This is a genomic window from Streptococcus mitis bv. 2 str. SK95 (assembly GCF_000222705.1).
GTDB lineage: Bacteria > Bacillota > Bacilli > Lactobacillales > Streptococcaceae > Streptococcus > Streptococcus mitis_AY.
In genome coordinates, this window is record NZ_AFUB01000033.1 from 1 (window position 1) to 18,368 (window position 18,368).

Genomic DNA, 18,368 nt, shown 5'->3' on the forward strand with positions numbered 1-18,368 from the left:
GAGTGGCTAGCTGATACTGATGCTGAAGCTGATTGACTTGAGCTTACTGATGTGCTTACTGATTGGCTTGCACTTACTGATGCTGAAGTACTTTGACTTGCTGATACAGATGCGCTTGCTGATTGGCTAGCTGATACAGATGCTGAAGCTGAGGCACTTTGGCTGGCGCTTACTGATGCTGAAGCTGAGCGACTTGCAGATACTGATGCACTAGCTGATTGACTTGAGCTTACTGATGTGCTTACTGATGTGCTTACTGATGTGCTTGCTGAACGACTTGCACTAAGCGATGCACTAGCTGAACGGCTTGAGCTTACACTTGCTGAAGCTGAGCGGCTTGCACTAAGCGATGCACTTGCCGAACGACTTGAGCTTACACTTGCTGAAGCTGAGCGGCTTGCACTTAGCGATGCACTTGCCGAACGACTTGAGCTTACACTTGCTGAAGCTGAGCGACTTGCACTTAGCGATGCACTCGCTGAACGGCTTGAACTTACGCTCGCTGAAGCTGAGCGACTTGCGCTGAGTGATGCACTGGCTGAAGCACTTGCCGAACGACTTGAGCTTACGCTCGCTGAGGCTGAACGGCTTGAACTTGCACTTGCTGAAGCTGAGCGACTTGCGCTGAGTGATGCACTCGCACTTTGGCTTCCTGATACAGAAGCAGATACGCTACTGCTCACGCTCGCACTGGCTGAGGCACTTTGGCTCGCAATTGCTGACGTTGATGCCGATTGGCTCGCACTAATACTTGCTGATACAGATGCTGAAGCACTTTGGCTCGCAATTGCTGACGTTGATGCCGACTGGCTCGCTGATGTTGACTTAGAGATGCTACCGTTACCATCAATAGTCATTGAGAAGCCTCTTATCGGGAATCTCCTTTGATTTGTTCCCTCATTTTGCAGTGCTGCAAAATATGTAAGTGATTGAGGATTCTCTGGAACAGTACCACGAACATTCATCTTAACATCATAGCCACTAGAAGTAAATTTATATGTTATCCAGTCACCATTTGGTTTAATCCGTCTGTAATTATCTATCAGAGTTAGTTTAGCTGGGTGTACAGCTTGGTTTGTAGAGTTTCTGTGATGGATAGTTACAGTGAAATTGAACTTTTGACCAGGTTGGAGAACAACATTCCCAGGTCCATCTATGACCTGAAGTCTTGGAGCCCAATCAAATCCTTCATCACCTGGTTGTGGCAATCTGCGGAAACCTGAATAACCAGCACTACGGAAACCTGACTGACCTGCTTCTTTTGGTGAATTATTTACAGCCTTATCTGCTTTTTGGTCTTTCTCAGCTTGCTTGGTTGTATCCTTACCTTGGGCTTGGTTCTTATCCGCTACAACACCAGCTGCGATATTGTTGCTGGTCGTTGCTGCTTGGCTTGTACTAAGAGCTGTGCTTGCCAAACTTTGGTTAGCACTACCTGATACAAGACTTGCCGCAGGGTTGACCTTAAGGTTGAGCGATGCTGAAGCTGAGGTAGACACAGAAGCCTGTGCTGATGGTTCGCTAACAGCTGATGTACTCTCAACTACAGAGGCAGGTGCTGGAGCGCTCGCTGACGCTGATGGTGTAGAGCTTACTGATGCAGATGCTTTGGCACTTGCTGAAGCTGATACAGGAGCTGATGTTGATTGGCTCGCTGACTCAGATGCTGGAGCAGTTGACTGACTTGCTGATGTTGAAGCACTTGCAGATGCTGACTGACTCGCTGAGACTGACTGACTTGCTGAGGCAGATTGACTGACTGAAGCTGACTGACTCGCACTCGCTTGAGCCTCAACAGATTGACTGACTGATACAGAAGCTGTGGCAGATGCTTGTTCTGCTTGAGCTTTCTTTACTTCTGCTTGCGCTTGAGCGATGATTGAGTTCGTACTTGTTTCAGTTGTTTCAGCTGCTTTTGGTTCAGCTGCGATGACTGTTTTATCCTTTTCTGTATAGTCAGACGTTTCATCTGCGTATACAGTTTGCTCTTGAGTCATCACAAATCCTGCAGCTCCCGCGGCCAGGATTCCCCCTATACCCGCTAGCGTGTTAAAGCTTAGGTGTGCGTGATCAAGTTCTTCAGTGTCTGACAGGGTACTAGAGACAACTTCGCCCATCCCACCAATACGGAAGAGATCCAATTGAGAGTTCGAGGCTTTTACCCAGTTTTTCCCCGACTTGTAAAGCTTATAACGCTTTTTCTCATCTACGATCTCGAAATCTTTGTTAAATTTTTTACTTCGAAACATTCTATTCCTTTCTTTTATCCAATTGCGACCCTTTGTTAATCTCATGATCATTAACAAAGCGTAGTTGCGCTGCCCTCTCAAAACCAGAGACAATCAAACCGCAGTCAGTCTCAGTTTTTATCCCTTTGACTCAGAAAAAGCAGGTTCCATATGGGATATACCAGTTGCTTTTATCTAGTATATACCATTTATCATTTTACCAAAACGGATTGCCCTTTTCAAGTAATTATATGCGAAATGACAAATGAAAACACTTAATTTTTGTTAAAAATTCGCTTTTAAGTTTCAAATTATTGGAAGCGTTTTATTATCTTTCGAAATCCCTACTTCCCCTTTTCACACTAGTTCAATTAGATAGAGACAAAAAACCTTGACGAGCAAATCGTCAAGGTTCATCTTTTCTAGAGGCCACCTCCATCCAGAAAAGATCCTAGAAAAAGTGTCCCAACTGCATGAGTAGTGTGACCAAAAGGGTGACGAGAAAGAGAACTCCGCCCAACACAGCAATCATGCTAAAATCTTGCTTCTCCCTTTTTAGGGGTTTCTTTCGATTATCTAGCTGTTCTCGTATATGTTCTTGTAAAATGCCATTGTCCTTGTTAGACATGTGCTCCTCCTTTTCTGTTGATAGAAAGGAACTTGCTTTCATCGAAAGCAAGCCCTTGTCTTATTAGCTTATAAAATTGCCTTGTAGGCTTCCAGATCAGCCTGATTCGCCGCCTGTTTTTGCTTAGTAAGAGCAGCCTCCATTTCAGACGGAAGAGAGAGAACTCCCTGAATCTTGCCTACCATGGCTGATACATTTTCCACCGGATAAATGTGGCTTTCTGCAACGAAACGATGATTGTGACAAGTCGTCTCAAAACTGAGAATCAGCATATTATTCTCAAAAGCTGTTCGACTGCCATTGAGAATTTCATCACTGATATTGATGTCCAGATACAAGTCACAGCGAGCAAAGAGCTCATTCACCTTAGCTGGACGAATATTAGGATAGAGGGAAATATTCGGATAGCGATTTAATTCCATCAAATGACTTGACATCTCAGTAATCGCTCCAATATGGAAATGAACATTTGGTAATTGAGTCAAAAGCGACTCAATTTGCTCGATTTGGTCACTATTCGTCAGGATCAAGGCTTCTGGATTCATATTATTGAGGCGATGGTATTGATAGAGATAACCAACATTGCGGAAGTAAGTTTTCTCTTTTGGTGTCGCAAGCTTGAGGATTTTATCATAAACTTGCTTATCCTGTACTGCAATACGGATGTTGCGATGAGGCAACTGCATCGCTGCTTTCATGTTACCCGGCAACTCCTCTCCAATCGGCTCCTGCCAGAAGAGAATATCCTCTGCTCGTCCTTCTTTTGGAGTCAGACCAACGGCTACTAAAAATGGTGTTGCTAGAGAATTGTAGATAATGCGATCTGTATCATATCCACGATATCGCAAGTAAAAGATTACAAACTCCTGCTTAGAATTGAAAATATGGCGTTTTCCATCAAGAGTTAAGACAATATCCTCTGTTAGATGATTTTCCATAATCACCGTTACGTTATCTTGATTAAAGTAGCGTGTATGAGTTGGACGTTGAGCATCATCATAGGTAATCTGTGCAAAGAGACGTCCCTTGCGATTGTAAATGTCTGCAGCGCGTACACGGCCTTGATCATCCAACCACTCGACTGCACGCACGCGACGTTCGTGTGTTGGTTGACGGTAAAAGATATTGGCACGTTTCTTACCCATATCTAAGATTTCACCATTAACATTACTCGAGCGGATTTCCCACAAATGAGGCTTTGGAACAAGGTTAAAATAAAGAGGTAGATCGTCCTCTGAAGCCACATCTCCAGTAAAGTAACTGTAAGGCGACTCAACATCAGGTGCGAGGTAGCCATCATCTCGGATCACGACAACAGGGCAGTCCAGCCCAGCTGCCTTAAGTGAACGTAACAAATCAAAACTCGCTTGATCATAGCGTTCAAATAAACAAATCATAGTGTTTATGCCTTTCTTTTCGAATCCCTACTGATGCTGTGCAGATTGAACAAGATCATACCAACGCTGGGCGATATGTTCATCAAGATATGGTTCTGCCACCTCGTAGGACACACGGGATAAATCTTCTTGGGAATGTTGAGTAAATAGCTGGACAATCTTTTCTGCATATTCCGTTGTCATTGCATCCAGATCATCTGGACGCGCCTCAGGAATCAAGTAGCCATTTTCCCCATCACGGATAAAGGTTGGATTTCCATAACGTACATCAAAACCAATAATTGGCAGACCAGAGCCAACCGCTTCTAACAAGGTCAAGCCAAATCCTTCACTTGTGGAGGCAGACAGGTAAGCAGAGTAATTTCGATAAACATCTGCCATGTGGTGATGCCCCATCAGACGGATATACTCTTCTGCATTTAACTCATGAATCAACTGCTCCAACATGGCTCTTTCACCACCCGTACCATAGATATCAAAAGTGATTTCAGGTAATTGCTCATGTGCCTTCACTACAGAGTGAATCAACCAATCAATATGCTTTTCACTTGCCAAGCGCGAAGCTGTAATCAATCCAAACGGCTTGCGCTCTCCTTCTGGATGACGCAATTGATCTAAACTTCCCACCGGAATAGTCAAGATTTCCTTTGGTTTGATGTTTGTATATTGAGCAAATTGTTCTTTGAGTAGGTTCGTTTGCGCATCGGTCGAGTTAATGATATAGTCCACTTCGTCAGCATATTCGAACTGATACTCATAATAGTTATTCCATAAAATATAGTCTTTCTCAGCAGGATTTTCACTAAAGTGGTCTGCATGAACGATTACGACTAGCTTTGCAGCGCCCTTATTAGCAAAGATAGCTTGACCAATATCTGTCTCTCGGTCTAAAATCAATAAATCTTTGTCCGTCAGAGACAAACTTCTCATAAAATGCGCAACAAACTCTTGCTTAGAATAGAAAACATGATTTGGGAAACGATAGACTTGCGTCTCCTGTCTACCATCGACTTCATTGATGATTTCTTCATAAGCCACACTGCCATCTTCATTGAGCCAGGTACGTTGATATAATTGCGCATGACCATTCATCGGACTAAAATACTCGATAAAATTCTTCGTATAAGTATAGTACTCTTTTTGAATCAAACAACCACGCGAAACAATTTCAGCGCGCTCAATCAACTCTTTGTCCATATCACAGGCATAACAAGTCACAAAATCACCATCACCAAATACTAGTCGGATCGTCTTCATATCGGTGTCGCGGATAATTTCGAGGGGCTCTTTATCGAAACTCGCCAAGACCTGTGCTAGCGTATAGGTCGTCGGTGCAATTTTAACATCTGTAAAATACTGATAAAGCCAGATGACCTCAGAGTCTTCAAAGCCAATATTCTTTGTCAAATGTTCAATGTTATCAGCAGATATAAAATCCATAAAGATGAACTTCGCTTCTAAGCCAACGCTACGAAGCAATTTTGCACGGTAGATCTGTGCATATTCTACACCGCTACTCGCCCAGCCAATCCCCAAATTGATGTTATAAATTGTCATATTTGATTATCCTCTTACAAAAAGTTATCTCGTTTAATTCTCGAAAGACGTTTGATTCTCTTGCCCTTATCATCATCTAACTTATCTTCGTCTTTCTTTTTAGGTTTTGCGCGACGTGAAGTGATGTAGCTGACAGAGATGGCACTATCTGTTCCTGTTTTTGCAAGGGGTTGTTCGAGATGGACTTTCTCTCTCTCAGGCACCACCTCTTCTTTCTCCTTAGCAACTTCCTCTGGTCTATCAAGTTCTTTACGTAATTCTTGAATTTTTTTGATATCTTTTGGTTTGCCATCGATATCGTCCAGTTCTAGAAAATCATCAATTCGACTAATAATATTTTTAATTTTTTCTTTTTGTAAATTATACAATCTCTCAGCCTCTGCCCGTTTTTTTGTCAGAGCATCGATTTCTTCGAGAATAGATTCTCTCGTATCCAAGTAGTCTTTTTGTGCTTTTTCTAAAACTTCTTTAGCTTCTTTTTCTGCCCTATCATGAGCTTCAATAACAAGAGATTTGGCATAAATAACTGCTTCACCGATCTCTTTTTCTTGATTCTTCATAGAGTCGATTTTTTTACGTAGGGACTCGATTTTTTCATTCTTCTTTTGAATTTCACGATCGAACCCTTCCTCTAATGCTTCGATACAATCTTCGACTTCCTTAGCACGGTAGTTACCGAACAATGTTTTCTTAAGTCTCATTTTGCTCCCTCTATTCCTTACTTATTCTGATTTACACCACTACTCCTCATTGTAGCATAAAATAGCGTAAATTGCCATTCTTTTCTAAGCTCCAAATAAGGAAAATATTCTGAAGCACTATCAAGCAAAATCCGAACTTAGCTTAAAGTTCATCTATTTCTAAAAAAATGTCTGATTGATAGATCAGACATTTTCGAAAGTAAAAACATGAACACTACTCTTAAACCAGAAATAATTCGAGTTATTACTTCCTATTTTAAAAATTTAGTTCCGTAAAAGTAAGTGGTGTATAGCCAAGTAATTCCACACCATCATACTCGACTGTTTTCACGATCTCTTGGATGTTCGTTTTCAGCTCTTCAGTTGCTACACCATTTGGATCATCCAAGACCACATCATCTTCCACGACGAAGAGCGGCTTTTGGTAACGATCGTAAAGATTGTTCATCACGAGACGAAGTCCTACAGAATCAATGCGATTTTGACCATTACTTACATATTTGTTGATAAAAACTTCTTGGGAATTGCTTGATGCATAATAACTGAAGCTGACAAAGTCAATTTTCCCATCTCTTAGGACAAAGAGGTCGTCATTTTCAATATCCAAGGCGATTTGATCACGTTCCAAACGACGCAAAAAGTGATTTGGGTAGTATCCACGAACTTGCACGTCTGTAAACAAATAATTTTCCCTATCTTTGACTTCTGCTTCCATTACATCAATAGCACTTTCAGTTTGCTGACTGTAATTTTTACTAACAACCATCATCCCACCAAACTGAAACTCTGGGTTGATTGTTTTTCCGAGCTTGATTGCACGTGCAGAAGCAACCAATTGATAATGAGCTGCTTGCCAAATCACCTGTTCTTGATTGTCATCTACTCCAAAAGACAATCCCCCACCAAGAAACGGCAAATGGTGCAAAACGTTGAATTCATTGAAGGTAATCCAATACTTCACTTTGTCCTTAAAGTGCTGAAAGACAGCTTCTGCGTAACGCTCAAAGAGTTCGATCATCTTGCGGCTTTTCCAAGCTCCATATTTTTCGTATAGATTCAGCGGAAGGTCAAAGTGACTCAAGGTCACAATCGGTTCGATATCTTTTTCTAATACGTCATCGATGATTGCTTCATAATATTTCAACCCCTCTTCACTCGGCTGCAACTCTTCACCACTTGGAAAGATGCGTGCCCAAGAGATCGAGATTCTATAGGCATTAAAACCCATTGATTGAATCAAATTCAGTTCTTCCGTATAATCTCTCTGACCTGCTGAAGCAAATCTCCCTAGGATATCATAGGATCCTAAAGGTACATTTTTGTAGTTAACTGTTCCATTCAGAACTTCTATCCGAGACTGGTCAACTGGTAATACATCTGTAGTACCCAAACCTTTGTTACTATTTGACATCATATTTCTAATCATAGTGGCTCCTTTTGATTTTTATTATTTCTATTTAATGATTGCAAGTTCTATTTAGAATGATTTCTCATCTTCCTTTTTTTGAGTAATAGCAGCCAAACCAGACAATTCACTTGCAACATTTCTTAAGTCACGTGCTAGGGGCTGCGAACCTGGTTTGAGTAGGTGGTAGAGTTGGCGTTCTGTCATCCTTAAATTTGTACCATTTGATTCTGAATAGTGAGACAGATGTTTCAGAGAGTCTTGCAAATCTACATTCTTTATCAATTCTTCTCTATTTTCAGACCCCTGTTGCTCCTCAACAATATGTGCTTGAGACGATCCTTCTTCAGAAATTTCAGGTGTCATCACTTCTTGCACTTTTTGATGGTGAGTTAGAGGACTCATATCCAGTTCAGAGAGGCTCTTATACAGGCGCTCCGAAGTATGCAGGTCATGCGCGAATACTTCTGTCTCCGCCACACTCTGTCTATAGGAACCAAATTCTGATTCTAACATACTATAGGATTGAGATAGGGATGCTTTCCTTAAACTCACCGAATCAGCTACACTCTGACTTTGACTCAAGGATTCAGATATTTGCTGGCTTTGACTTAAGGATTCAGACTCACTGAGATAGAGGACTTCGCTCAAACTTAACGACTCGGACTCAGAAAGTAGATGAGAAATCATCTCACTCAAGGAAAGAGACTCAGAAAAAGATTCCCACTCGCTCTGGCTCAAGCTATAGAACTCGGACTCAGAAACACTCTGACTCGCTTGTTCTGATTCGGAATAACTCCACCACTCTGATTCTGAAATGCTTTGGGATTCTGAAACGGATTCCCACTCACTCTGGCTCAGGCTATAGAACTCGGATTCAGAGACACTCTGAATCGCTTGCTCTGATTCGGAATAACTCCACCACTCTGATTCTGAAATGCTTTGGGATTCTGAAACGGATTCCCATTCACTCTGGCTTAGGCTATAGAACTCGGACTCGGAAACACTCTGACTTGCTTGTTCTGATTCAGAGTAGCTCCACCACTCTGATTCTGAAATGCTTTGGGATTCTGAATCAGATTCCCATTCGCTCTGGCTCAGGCTATAGAACTCGGACTCAGAGACACTCTGACTTGCTTGCTCTGATTCAAAATAACTCCACCACTCTGATTCTGAAATGCTTTGGGATTCTGAATCAGATTCCCACTCACTCTGGCTCAGGCTATAGAACTCGGACTCGGAAACACTCTGGCTCGCTTGCTCTGATTCGGAATAACTCCACCACTCTGCTTCTGAAAAGCTTTGAGATTCAGATATGGATTCCCATTCACTCTGGCTCAGGCTATAGAACTCGGATTCAGAGACACTCTGGCTTGCTTGTTCTGATTCGGAATAGCTCCACCACTCTGCTTCTGAAATGCTTTGGGATTCGGATTCCCATTCACTCTGGCTCAGACTATAGAACTCGGACTCGGAGATACTCTGACTTGCTTGTTCTGATTCGGAATAACTCCACCACTCTGCTTCTGAAAGGCTTTGGGATTCTGAAACGGATTCCCACTCACTCTGGCTCAGACTATAGAACTCGGACTCGGAAACACTCTGACTTGCTTGCTCTGATTCAGAATAACTCCACCACTCTGCTTCTGAAAGGCTTTGGGATTCTGAAACGGATTCCCATTCGCTCTGGCTCAGGCTATAGAACTCAGACTCGGAAACACTCTGACTCGCTTGCTCTGATTCGGAATAACTCCACCACTCTGATTCTGAAAGGCTTTGGGATTCTGAATCAGATTCCCATTCGCTCTGGCTCAAGCTATAGAACTCGGACTCGGAAACACTCTGACTCGCTTGCTCTGATTCGGAATAACTCCACCACTCTGATTCTGAAAGGCTTTGGGATTCTGAATCAGATTCCCACTCACTCTGGCTTAGGCTGTAGAACTCGGACTCAGAGACACTCTGACTCGCTTGCTCTGATTCATTCAAGGAAAGAGGCTCTGAGTATGCAATACTTTCACTCAAAGAGAATGCGTCCGTATCCTGACAAAGGGACTCCCCTGTCAAATGCTCAGAAATAGAGAGGCTATCAACCAAGGAAAGAGACTCAAATTCAGATTCTGAAGAAGAGACCACTAATGAGTAGTTCTCAGACATGGACTCTCGAAGCGAGAGTCCTTTTGCTGATATACTCTGGCTAAACGACTCACTGTACGAATCTGCGACAGAAAGGCTGAGGGAAGCTAAAGCGCTAGTTGACAAACTCTGACTAACATTCCTTATCAAGTCAGCTACTCCCAAACTGTTCCTTTCCTGAAAGTCTTCTAAGGCTTCCATGACAGAAACTGACTCTGTTGGTAACTCGAGATCTTCACTAGCACTCAGAATAATTTCCTTTTGCTCTTTGAGTTTTCGACTAACGGGCTTTGATTTAGTTGCATCCAGGCTACGGTAATCACTATCTTCCCTACCCTTTTGCTTAAACTTTGATATCAAACGTTTAAATCCCTTTAGCTCTTTGTTATTATTTTTACTCATAATATGATTTTCTCCAAAAATACAGTTATATCATCATTATAAAGTCTACAACAGAATCTGTCAAAGTATTAGCCAAAGAAAACTTCTAACTTCCCAGAAGGCTTAATATTAATGTAACTCAATGCCATATTTTTTATAATGTTTAGATTTATATCTGCATTCATTCTTTTGTATGATTTAAAAGCTTCTTTATGAAACTCAAAGACAGGATTTTTTTGGGCGTATCCTTGACTAGACACCAAACCTTGAAATTGCTGTAAATAGTCAACCTGCTCAACCCAACAGTCATCTATCGCTCTCAAAACGACAGTTCGTTGAAATTGATTGAACAACTCTGAATCCTTGATTTTATCTTTTTTCTGCTGGTACTCTGAAACAAGGAGGTCAGATAAAAACTTTTTAACTTGCCATAAATCCGTGACATCTAGATCATCTGGAATATCCTCGCAGTAATAACTAATGTTATCCAAAACAAAGCGAAATAAATCCGCCCGCTCTTTAAACGGTGTTTTACTTGTATAAATGTCCACTGCATCCGATAGGATAGACAAGAAATAAGTCAAATCAAAGTCTGGATGAGAGATGAGCTTATTACGCTTATTGTAGATAATCTGTCGCTGAATACGGATACTTTCATCATATCGTTCCGTTGAACGTCTGGAAGCCGCTGACGCGTTATCACTATTCTTCTGAGCTTCTTCAACCGCATATCTAATACGACGAGAGGTCAAATGAATCTTTTGTTTTTCCTCTGGTTTTGCAATTTCTTTATGATAGTACTCACTAATCCATTTGCTACCAGACTTGGAAATAAGATCATCCTCAAGAGAAATAAAGAATTTGCTCAACCCTGGGGCACCTTGTCGTCCGGCACGACCGCGAAGCTGCAAATCCACTCGCTCACTGGACATTCTCTCTGTTCCAACAACAGCGAGTCCACCCAACTCAGCAACCCCTTCTTCCAAGATAATATCTGTTCCACGACCTGCCATTGATGTTGCTACCGTCACTGCAGAACGTCTACCAGCCAGGGCGATCATCTCAGCCTCTTTCGCTGCATTATGGGCGTTCAACACATTATGGGCGATTCCCTCTTGGAGTAAGAGCATAGAATAAATCTCAGACATTCCAACTGATCCTGTCGCAATTAAAACTGGTTGGCCTTTTTTATGTAATTTTTTGATATACTCCAATGAAGCATATAACTTTTGAGGAATCGTGAGATAGATTTCATCTGGATAATCAATTCGTAAATTGGGTTTTCGTGTAGGAACAACTACGACTCCCAAGTCGTAAACGTCTCTGAACTCATCCTCACAAACTTTACCAGTACCCGTCATTCCTGCTAATTTTGGAAACATTCTAAATAAATTTTGATAGGTGATAGAGGCCATCGAACGCGTTTCCAATGTGATTTTCACACGTTCTCTGGCTTCTAGTGCTTGGTGCAGTCCTGATTGGAGTTTATTTCCTTCCAAGAGACGTCCTGTCGCCTCATCCATCAGTTTAACTTCGCCATTATCCACTGTGTACTGACGATCTTTTTCAAATAAGTGGTTAGCTCTCAAAGCTAGGTTAATTTGGCGAATGAGCTGGTAATTATCTGGATCATAGGCATTCTGAACGCGGAAATAAACCTCTGCTTCCTTTACTCCTTTTCTCGTCAACCATACAGACGTCCGAGTGGAATCTAGATTAAAATCTTCCCCTTCTTTTAGAGTTTTTACAAACTCATCACACGAGAGAAAGAGGTTAGATTGAACCCGAGGAGAACCTGAAATGATTAGGGGCATCTGCGCACTATCTAGCAAGGCTGCATCTACTTCATCGACCAAACAAAAATAAAATTTTGGTAAAAACTTCTTTGATTGAGATGTCGCCAAGTTTTCTTCTAGGTAATCAAACCCTAACGCACTATGTGTTGTATAGACAATATCACACTTATAGATTTGTTGTTTTTGAGGAATTTTAAGCTTTTTTGTCGGATCGTCCGAGACACCAACCCCAACTGTCATTCCTAAAAATCGAAAAACGGGTGCCATTTGTTTAGCATCACGCGCTGCCAAATATTCATTGGCCGTGACTAGGATTGTACTTTTTTCCGTCAAAGCATTTAGGTATAAAGGAAGGATAGCTGTCAAGGTTTTTCCTTCCCCTGTTCTCATTTCTGCAATCTGATTGTCTTGCATAACCAAGGCCCCTAAAACCTGAACATCATAAGGATATAATCCTAATACACGCTTGGCTGCCTCACGAATGGTTGCATACGCTTCCGGCAAAATGGACTGCAAGCTTTCTCCTCCAGAAAGGCGTTCTTTAAACCATTTTGTCTGAGCTTGCAGTTTCTCATTTGACATAGCTGCATAACTATCAGATAGTTTATTAACCTTCTCCAAAATCTTTTTGTAACGCATCAGTTTATAGGAGTTGGTCAAATTGAATCGTTTAGTTTTCATTCTCTCTCATCCACTCTTCAATCTTCTCCAAGTCAATCGCTTGAAGTAAAAATGACTTATCTAATAAATATTCAATGTTTGCTAGTTCACGTGGTCTAGTCTTCAAGTCCGCATATTCCTTAACTTTTGTCGGATTAAATTGCTGTAGCAATAATTCTTTAAAAATAGGCGGATTTACTCGAGTACGGTAACGTTCCAGCAAGCGTTGATAGTCTAGTTCGCTTAAAAACTCATCCGTCACAAGAGCGTATGAATTTCCAAATTGTTTGGAGTAATGCAAGGCCGCAATATTAGAAATCGCTCCATAACCAACAAAAGCCACTTTTTCAAAAAGATGCTCTTGCGCTAATTCTTCAATCGTTTCAAGCAAGGTTTCGTAAAAACGTTCCTCCATGTATAAGAGCGCTTCTCTATAAGACGAATTAACAATCAATACATTTGAGAAATGTTCACGAACATGTTCTGGGATAAAACCTGTTCGATTGAGTTCAGGTTCAGTAAAGCAAACATACATCGTTTCTTTCTCGGAATCCTGATGAAGCAAATCAGATATCCAGTAGCGATCCACTGTATAATCCGCCAACTGCTCCTCAGCAACATAAATCCCTTCAAACAGGAAGCGATGACAACCCGAGCTGACTAACTGCACCTTATAATATTGTGTATTATCTGGAACGCGTACGCTCACTCTCTCTCCCTGTTTAATGATTTGATTCGAAATTTCTTCATCTCGAGCATCCATAAATTCAACTTTTAAGTATGTTGAATTTTCTGGGATGGTTTCTATATGACTGCCAAAAATATAGTTTTGCCCACGTTTCAATTCAGGAAGCTGACTCGTATTGCGTAAGGCCTGATAGTTTGCCCGTGAATGCCATTCATGAATAACTGTCCCCGAAGGCATGAACTGGTTTTCATACAAAACATGACCACCATCTAACAGTTTGACAGATGAACCGTATAGATACTGAGATATGCTTTGGATATCCCAATAAGCAAAATAGACTTCTTCCTTGTATCTCACGATTTAAACTCCCTTTCAAAACTATTCATTAATAGCGTTTTATATTGATTAAAGAACCATTCAACAATACCTTGTGTATCATCGTTATGTCGTCCAGTCAATCCCTTACTGATAACGCTGACGCGGTAATCTCGCTGTCCTAACTCATCCAGCATATCAGGATAGGCAGACATATCATAGTCATCTTGATACATAAAGGAGATAATGAATTTTGTTCTTGAGAAATCAGCTGACTCAAAAGCCGTCCAGAAACGTTCGTTAAGCTGAGCTGTAGCTTCACTTGATAATTCTCCTATTGTACGATACACCAAATCCAGTGACGTTGGAAATCCTCCTGGACGAATAGTTGACTCATTTTCTGCCATATCTCCTAAGTTGACAAGAGGTTTTCCGACAATGACGGCATGAGGTTCCAACTTAGAACTATAGTAAAGGGCACCAAAAGTCCCCATTGATAAACCTGACAAGGTCAGTTGTTCCTTCGTAAAACCAAGTTCATCTAAGCAATTATGAATCACTTGAAGAAGTTTTTGTTCGAGCTCCTCCGATCCAAGATAGAATGCGCCCCCCTCTGAACGCGGATCCCCTACTAGTAAGAATGGCGATCCCAAATTATTCATCATCCAGTACCCTTCAAATCCCTCTGCAGGACGGTACCCTGAAAAATAGATGTTCAACGGTGGTTTCAAATCTCCTGGATGAAAGAAATAAATCAGTTCTTCTCTATTTTTATCGCTAATTCGTTTTCCTCCGACTAACAAGTCTCCATAACCTAGATGGGAGTCTCGATAGTGGCAGGGACCAAGTTTTACAATCCCTTGTCCTTTTGCTTGAATGCTAATACTCAAATAATAAGAATCATTTACATCTAACGTCAAAGACCGATCAAAACTCGTTTCATCATAAATCCATTCTTGCATGGGAGAATTTCCAGCTGGAAAACCTTTAACAACGTAGCGGATCGAACAACCTTCTGAAACCCTGAACTCAGGCCACAGATCTAAGGGCATCTCCCCACTCAGAAAAACATTATGTTGATAGGTCGCAATAGTCTGATAATCCTCGCCGTATCGGCCACACAAACGAAGGTAATTTGTCCCTTCATAACTGACTTGCCCCTCAAAAGATGGTGCAGCGACTAGATGATTAACACTTAGTTTCGTTCCATTTTGCTTAGAGAAAAAACCACGTGAAAATATATGTAGCATCTGCTCTGGATTTTCAAAATTTGTTTTCACAGCTTTTTTGCGCAAAAGAAATCGTTCCAACGTTTTTGTAGTGATTTGACAACGCTCATGATAGAACAAACGGTAAACCTGAATTTTCTGTTCCAAGATAGTGACATACTCTAAATATTCAGCAGTATCTACCAACACGACATCAAACGGTTTATCTACTTTTTTCTTCTTTTTTTCCCGTTTTCCGCCTCAACTTCTCTATTTAAGATCCCGATATCTTCTGGCAATAAAGAGACGATGTCTTCTGGTTTGACAAATGTCCATTTTATATTACTAGGAATTTCATATTGCTCCTGCCAATTTTCATCAGCAATTTGCAAAACACTAATTTTTTCATTTCCTTTTAATTCCTTTATGGTATTTTTCCACATATCGACAATCTCACCCCTTGTATACTGTTCAATCTTCTTGACTGAGTGAACTAGAGATTGATTCCAATGTTCTAAGTTTGTGAGGTAGTATAAGAGTGCCTCTTCAAAATCTGAAATATCATCTAGAATCCAACCATTTTCTCCATGCTTCACATAAGAAGAACTATACAAGTTAACCTGAGGGATCCCTCCACTAATGCCAGCGATTTGAGTCAACACATCAGCTGGAGTTCCCAAATCTAGTATAATACGAACGTACTTCAGAACTTTAATCAAATCGCTGTCGCTATGAATGGTCTCAATATCAATCCGTTCGCGAACAATCTCCTCTTCATCATCAAGAACTCGGTTCTCACCTCTCGCTCTCTTCTCTTTATCAACAAAAATCAATTCTTGTTCATATTCTGGCTTAAGAGATCGATAGCTTTCTAGTACCTGTTTTATATAGGCCTCTCGACCAAAATCCTGACTTTGTGTTCCAACCAGCAAGTCAATCCATTCATTTTTCAACATCATTTCAAACAAAGTCGTAAACACATATTGAATTTGATCTGCTGGTAGATTGTCGTAATTGACGTAAACAATTAACTCTTTTTTTCTTTGACTATGCCCTAGGTTTAGATGAGTATCATAAGGCGGAATCTCATAAAATCCCGGCAACTGTTCTAGATCCACATTAGCTGCTATCGTTTCAATTTTATTTAAACTATCAACAACGAAGAACGGCGTGTCTGTCAAATCCGTTAGCAGCTGCTCCTGGTTTGTAATTGGATAACGATCTCCAAAAAAAGACAAGATAACATGATGGTTTTCCTTAATCTTTTGGAAAAAGTGATTGTGCTGCACATCTGACGAAATCACAATCGTATCATCCTTGGTTAGCGAAGAAGTTAAATACTGATCTAGTTTTTCATTGATCAATTCTTCGATATCTCGGTAAACTTCTTTTGCAAATGTAGCCTGCGCCTCAGGGTTGATAAGCACTTGATGATTTTCTGTACCCAAAAATTCCCTAAACTGCCATGTACCTTGTAAATTTAAATAATCTTGGTAGTAAGGTTGATCATTTTCAAAATAAATGACACTTGAAACAAATCCACGATCATCAAAAATTAACTGATGATTTGTCTGCCCACCCTCAAAATAAGTAATATCAAAGAAATTACCTGTTTGTGAAAAGTTAATTTTAGCATAGTGTTCTTGATTTAAATATACCTCAATCATAAAAGGAGTATAGAAGAATTCTACTCCTTGAGGCCATTTAATATCTTCCAGACGAATTTTACGTACAGATACATCCGTCAGACCTTGTATGGTATCAAATAGATTCCATACAGTTTCTGGCAATATTCTTTGCTGATAAAGAAAGGTTCGAATATGTGGTGAATAGTTCAAAATCAGAGTGGTATTTGCCTCTCCTGACTGCTGAAACATTCGCAGCAAATTCACCGCATCATCAAACATCATATTTTTAGACACGTAATAGAAAGGCAGGGTGGTAGAATACCATTTCCGATCTTGTCTATACCAAGATGGTACAAAGTAAAACATATCCCTCTATTCTCCTTTAAATTCTAATTCTTTGTGGTAGTAAGTCCCAATTCTCAAGATACGTATTTCTTCATGCAAAGGCAAGAGCATACTGACTAAAATGATCAATGTACTTGGTATAGTCAAAAGCAAATTTGGAAGAGGTAGGAAGAAATTAATGAAATAGGGTAAACCAATAAAAACGATCAGGTAGAGTGCTCCTACGTTAGATTGTAAGGAAATGTAATGTTTCAAAACTTTTAAAGTTGCTTTCCCAGGCTGGATATAATCTAGGTATTCTCCTTGACGTTGTAAACGTTTCGCTGTTTCTTCTGGTTCTAAGTTGATATAGGCAAATAAAATTGCAAGAAGATAGATAGCAAGCAGGTAAAAGGCTAAACTTAGGGGTTTTGTAAAGTCAAATAAACTACCAAAATTTTTTGTAAAACCATGTCCAAACCAGTCTAATACCAACTGAAGCAACATAATAACACTCGAGGCATACATAATAGGCATTCCCCCAGAGGGAAGAAATTTGATAGGGAGGTAAGATTTGCCGTAGTAACGACTACTTAGCATGACTCGATTTAGAGGCAAACGAATTTCAGCTCTCTCGCAGACCACAGCGATATAGCCCAAGAGCAAAAATGAGATCGCCGCACCTACTAGAAAGGCTAATCCTTCTTTAGAAAAAACAGATTGTCCTATCAATACCACTAATTGGTTAGCAAATTGTAGCAGAATTCCTGAAATAATAATAATTGTCTGCCCGCCTACTCCCTTGCTAACATTCAAACCAGCCAACCAGATAATAACAAAGCTTCCTGCTACAACAGTTGCTAGTACAGCCATATTATAAATCCAATCATCTACAAGAAGCAAAAAGCGTCCATTTTCCGAACGAGCTGTGTACATAACAGCTATCCCCTGTAACACGGAAAAAATCAAAGTGAGAATCTTTTGCACAAAATCCGCTTTTTTCAATGACCAGGACTGGATATTCCAACTTTTATTCAAGTTGATAACCTGCCAGACAATCATCGTCGTAATCCATGGACCTAATCCCAGAGAAAACATGGAAATCTGAGAGACATCCACTCCTGCCAAGGAATACAAATAGGCCAAGGGATTTTGCTCAGTTATTTGTGAAAAACCTGTATTGCCATTGTATCCTGGAAGTAAAATATGGCGACCAAGTAAATAGATCGCAATGATCAAAATTGTAAAAATTGCTCTTCGGAAAAAAATACTTGTTCGTTTCTGTTTCTTAAGACCGAAATGTTTCATCTGTCATC

At 40.6% G+C, this 18,368-nt stretch carries 12 protein-coding genes; all 12 read right to left on the bottom strand.

Annotation, left to right across the window (positions count from 1 at the left end):
* A partial coding sequence (locus HMPREF9965_RS06865; RefSeq protein WP_025170833.1) for a KxYKxGKxW signal peptide domain-containing protein occupies nucleotides 1-2,249 on the bottom strand: 2,249 nt, incomplete at its 3' end.
* A 430-nt stretch (nucleotides 2,250-2,679) separates the two neighbouring features.
* Nucleotides 2,680-2,856 (bottom strand): hypothetical protein, encoded by a 177-nt coding sequence (locus tag HMPREF9965_RS06870; RefSeq protein ID WP_000066115.1) that lies wholly within the window; start codon nucleotides 2,854-2,856, stop codon nucleotides 2,680-2,682.
* 68 nt (nucleotides 2,857-2,924) lie between these two features.
* Nucleotides 2,925-4,253, bottom strand: a complete 1,329-nt coding sequence (gtfB, locus tag HMPREF9965_RS06875) for an accessory Sec system glycosylation chaperone GtfB (protein ID WP_000562906.1) — start codon at nucleotides 4,251-4,253, stop codon at nucleotides 2,925-2,927.
* Nucleotides 4,254-4,280: 27 nt separating this feature from the next.
* The gene (gene gtfA, locus HMPREF9965_RS06880; protein ID WP_000158473.1) at nucleotides 4,281-5,810 is read right to left on the bottom strand and encodes an accessory Sec system glycosyltransferase GtfA; all 1,530 of its coding nucleotides are present in this window, start codon (nucleotides 5,808-5,810) and stop codon (nucleotides 4,281-4,283) included.
* Nucleotides 5,811-5,824: 14 nt separating this feature from the next.
* On the bottom strand, nucleotides 5,825-6,511 hold the full coding sequence (locus HMPREF9965_RS06885; protein ID WP_004269645.1) for a hypothetical protein: 687 nt from the start codon (nucleotides 6,509-6,511) through the stop codon (nucleotides 5,825-5,827).
* Between the two features lie 256 nt (nucleotides 6,512-6,767).
* On the bottom strand, nucleotides 6,768-7,937 hold the full coding sequence (locus HMPREF9965_RS06890; protein WP_000620807.1) for a family 1 glycosylhydrolase: 1,170 nt from the start codon (nucleotides 7,935-7,937) through the stop codon (nucleotides 6,768-6,770).
* 51 nt (nucleotides 7,938-7,988) lie between these two features.
* Complete coding sequence (locus tag HMPREF9965_RS06895) at nucleotides 7,989-10,454, bottom strand: hypothetical protein (protein ID WP_004269640.1); 2,466 nt, start codon at nucleotides 10,452-10,454, stop codon at nucleotides 7,989-7,991.
* 68 nt (nucleotides 10,455-10,522) lie between these two features.
* Complete coding sequence (gene secA2 / locus HMPREF9965_RS06900; RefSeq protein ID WP_000851049.1) at nucleotides 10,523-12,910, bottom strand: accessory Sec system translocase SecA2; 2,388 nt, start codon at nucleotides 12,908-12,910, stop codon at nucleotides 10,523-10,525.
* Nucleotides 12,900-13,934, bottom strand: coding sequence for an accessory Sec system protein Asp3 (gene asp3, locus HMPREF9965_RS06905; protein WP_001269547.1), 1,035 nt, complete (start codon nucleotides 13,932-13,934; stop codon nucleotides 12,900-12,902). The genes secA2 and asp3 overlap by 11 nt, the downstream gene beginning before the upstream one ends.
* The gene (gene asp2 / locus HMPREF9965_RS06910; protein ID WP_004269644.1) at nucleotides 13,931-15,310 is read right to left on the bottom strand and encodes an accessory Sec system protein Asp2; all 1,380 of its coding nucleotides are present in this window, start codon (nucleotides 15,308-15,310) and stop codon (nucleotides 13,931-13,933) included. Before asp2 ends, asp3 begins: the two co-directional genes overlap by 4 nt.
* Nucleotides 15,311-15,327: 17 nt before the next feature.
* Nucleotides 15,328-17,094: an accessory Sec system protein Asp1 gene (gene asp1, locus HMPREF9965_RS13170; RefSeq protein WP_000499199.1), complete on the bottom strand. Its 1,767-nt coding sequence runs from the start codon at nucleotides 17,092-17,094 to the stop codon at nucleotides 15,328-15,330.
* Nucleotides 17,095-17,100: 6 nt separating this feature from the next.
* Nucleotides 17,101-18,360 (bottom strand): preprotein translocase subunit SecY, encoded by a 1,260-nt coding sequence (locus HMPREF9965_RS06920; protein ID WP_000680146.1) that lies wholly within the window; start codon nucleotides 18,358-18,360, stop codon nucleotides 17,101-17,103.
* Nucleotides 18,361-18,368 lie beyond the last annotated feature (8 nt).

What these genes read in the sequence shown, in the direction of transcription:
- HMPREF9965_RS06870 (WP_000066115.1), bottom strand. Translation starts at nt 2,856, where the DNA reads ATGTCTAACAAGGACAATGGCATTTTACAAGAACATATACGAGAACAG.
- gtfB (WP_000562906.1), bottom strand. Translation starts at nt 4,253, where the DNA reads ATGATTTGTTTATTTGAACGCTATGATCAAGCGAGTTTTGATTTGTTA.
- gtfA (WP_000158473.1), bottom strand. Translation starts at nt 5,810, where the DNA reads ATGACAATTTATAACATCAATTTGGGGATTGGCTGGGCGAGTAGCGGT.
- HMPREF9965_RS06885 (WP_004269645.1), bottom strand. Translation starts at nt 6,511, where the DNA reads ATGAGACTTAAGAAAACATTGTTCGGTAACTACCGTGCTAAGGAAGTC.
- HMPREF9965_RS06890 (WP_000620807.1), bottom strand. Translation starts at nt 7,937, where the DNA reads ATGATTAGAAATATGATGTCAAATAGTAACAAAGGTTTGGGTACTACA.
- HMPREF9965_RS06895 (WP_004269640.1), bottom strand. Translation starts at nt 10,454, where the DNA reads ATGAGTAAAAATAATAACAAAGAGCTAAAGGGATTTAAACGTTTGATA.
- secA2 (WP_000851049.1), bottom strand. Translation starts at nt 12,910, where the DNA reads ATGAAAACTAAACGATTCAATTTGACCAACTCCTATAAACTGATGCGT.
- asp1 (WP_000499199.1), bottom strand. Translation starts at nt 17,094, where the DNA reads ATGTTTTACTTTGTACCATCTTGGTATAGACAAGATCGGAAATGGTAT.
- HMPREF9965_RS06920 (WP_000680146.1), bottom strand. Translation starts at nt 18,360, where the DNA reads ATGAAACATTTCGGTCTTAAGAAACAGAAACGAACAAGTATTTTTTTC.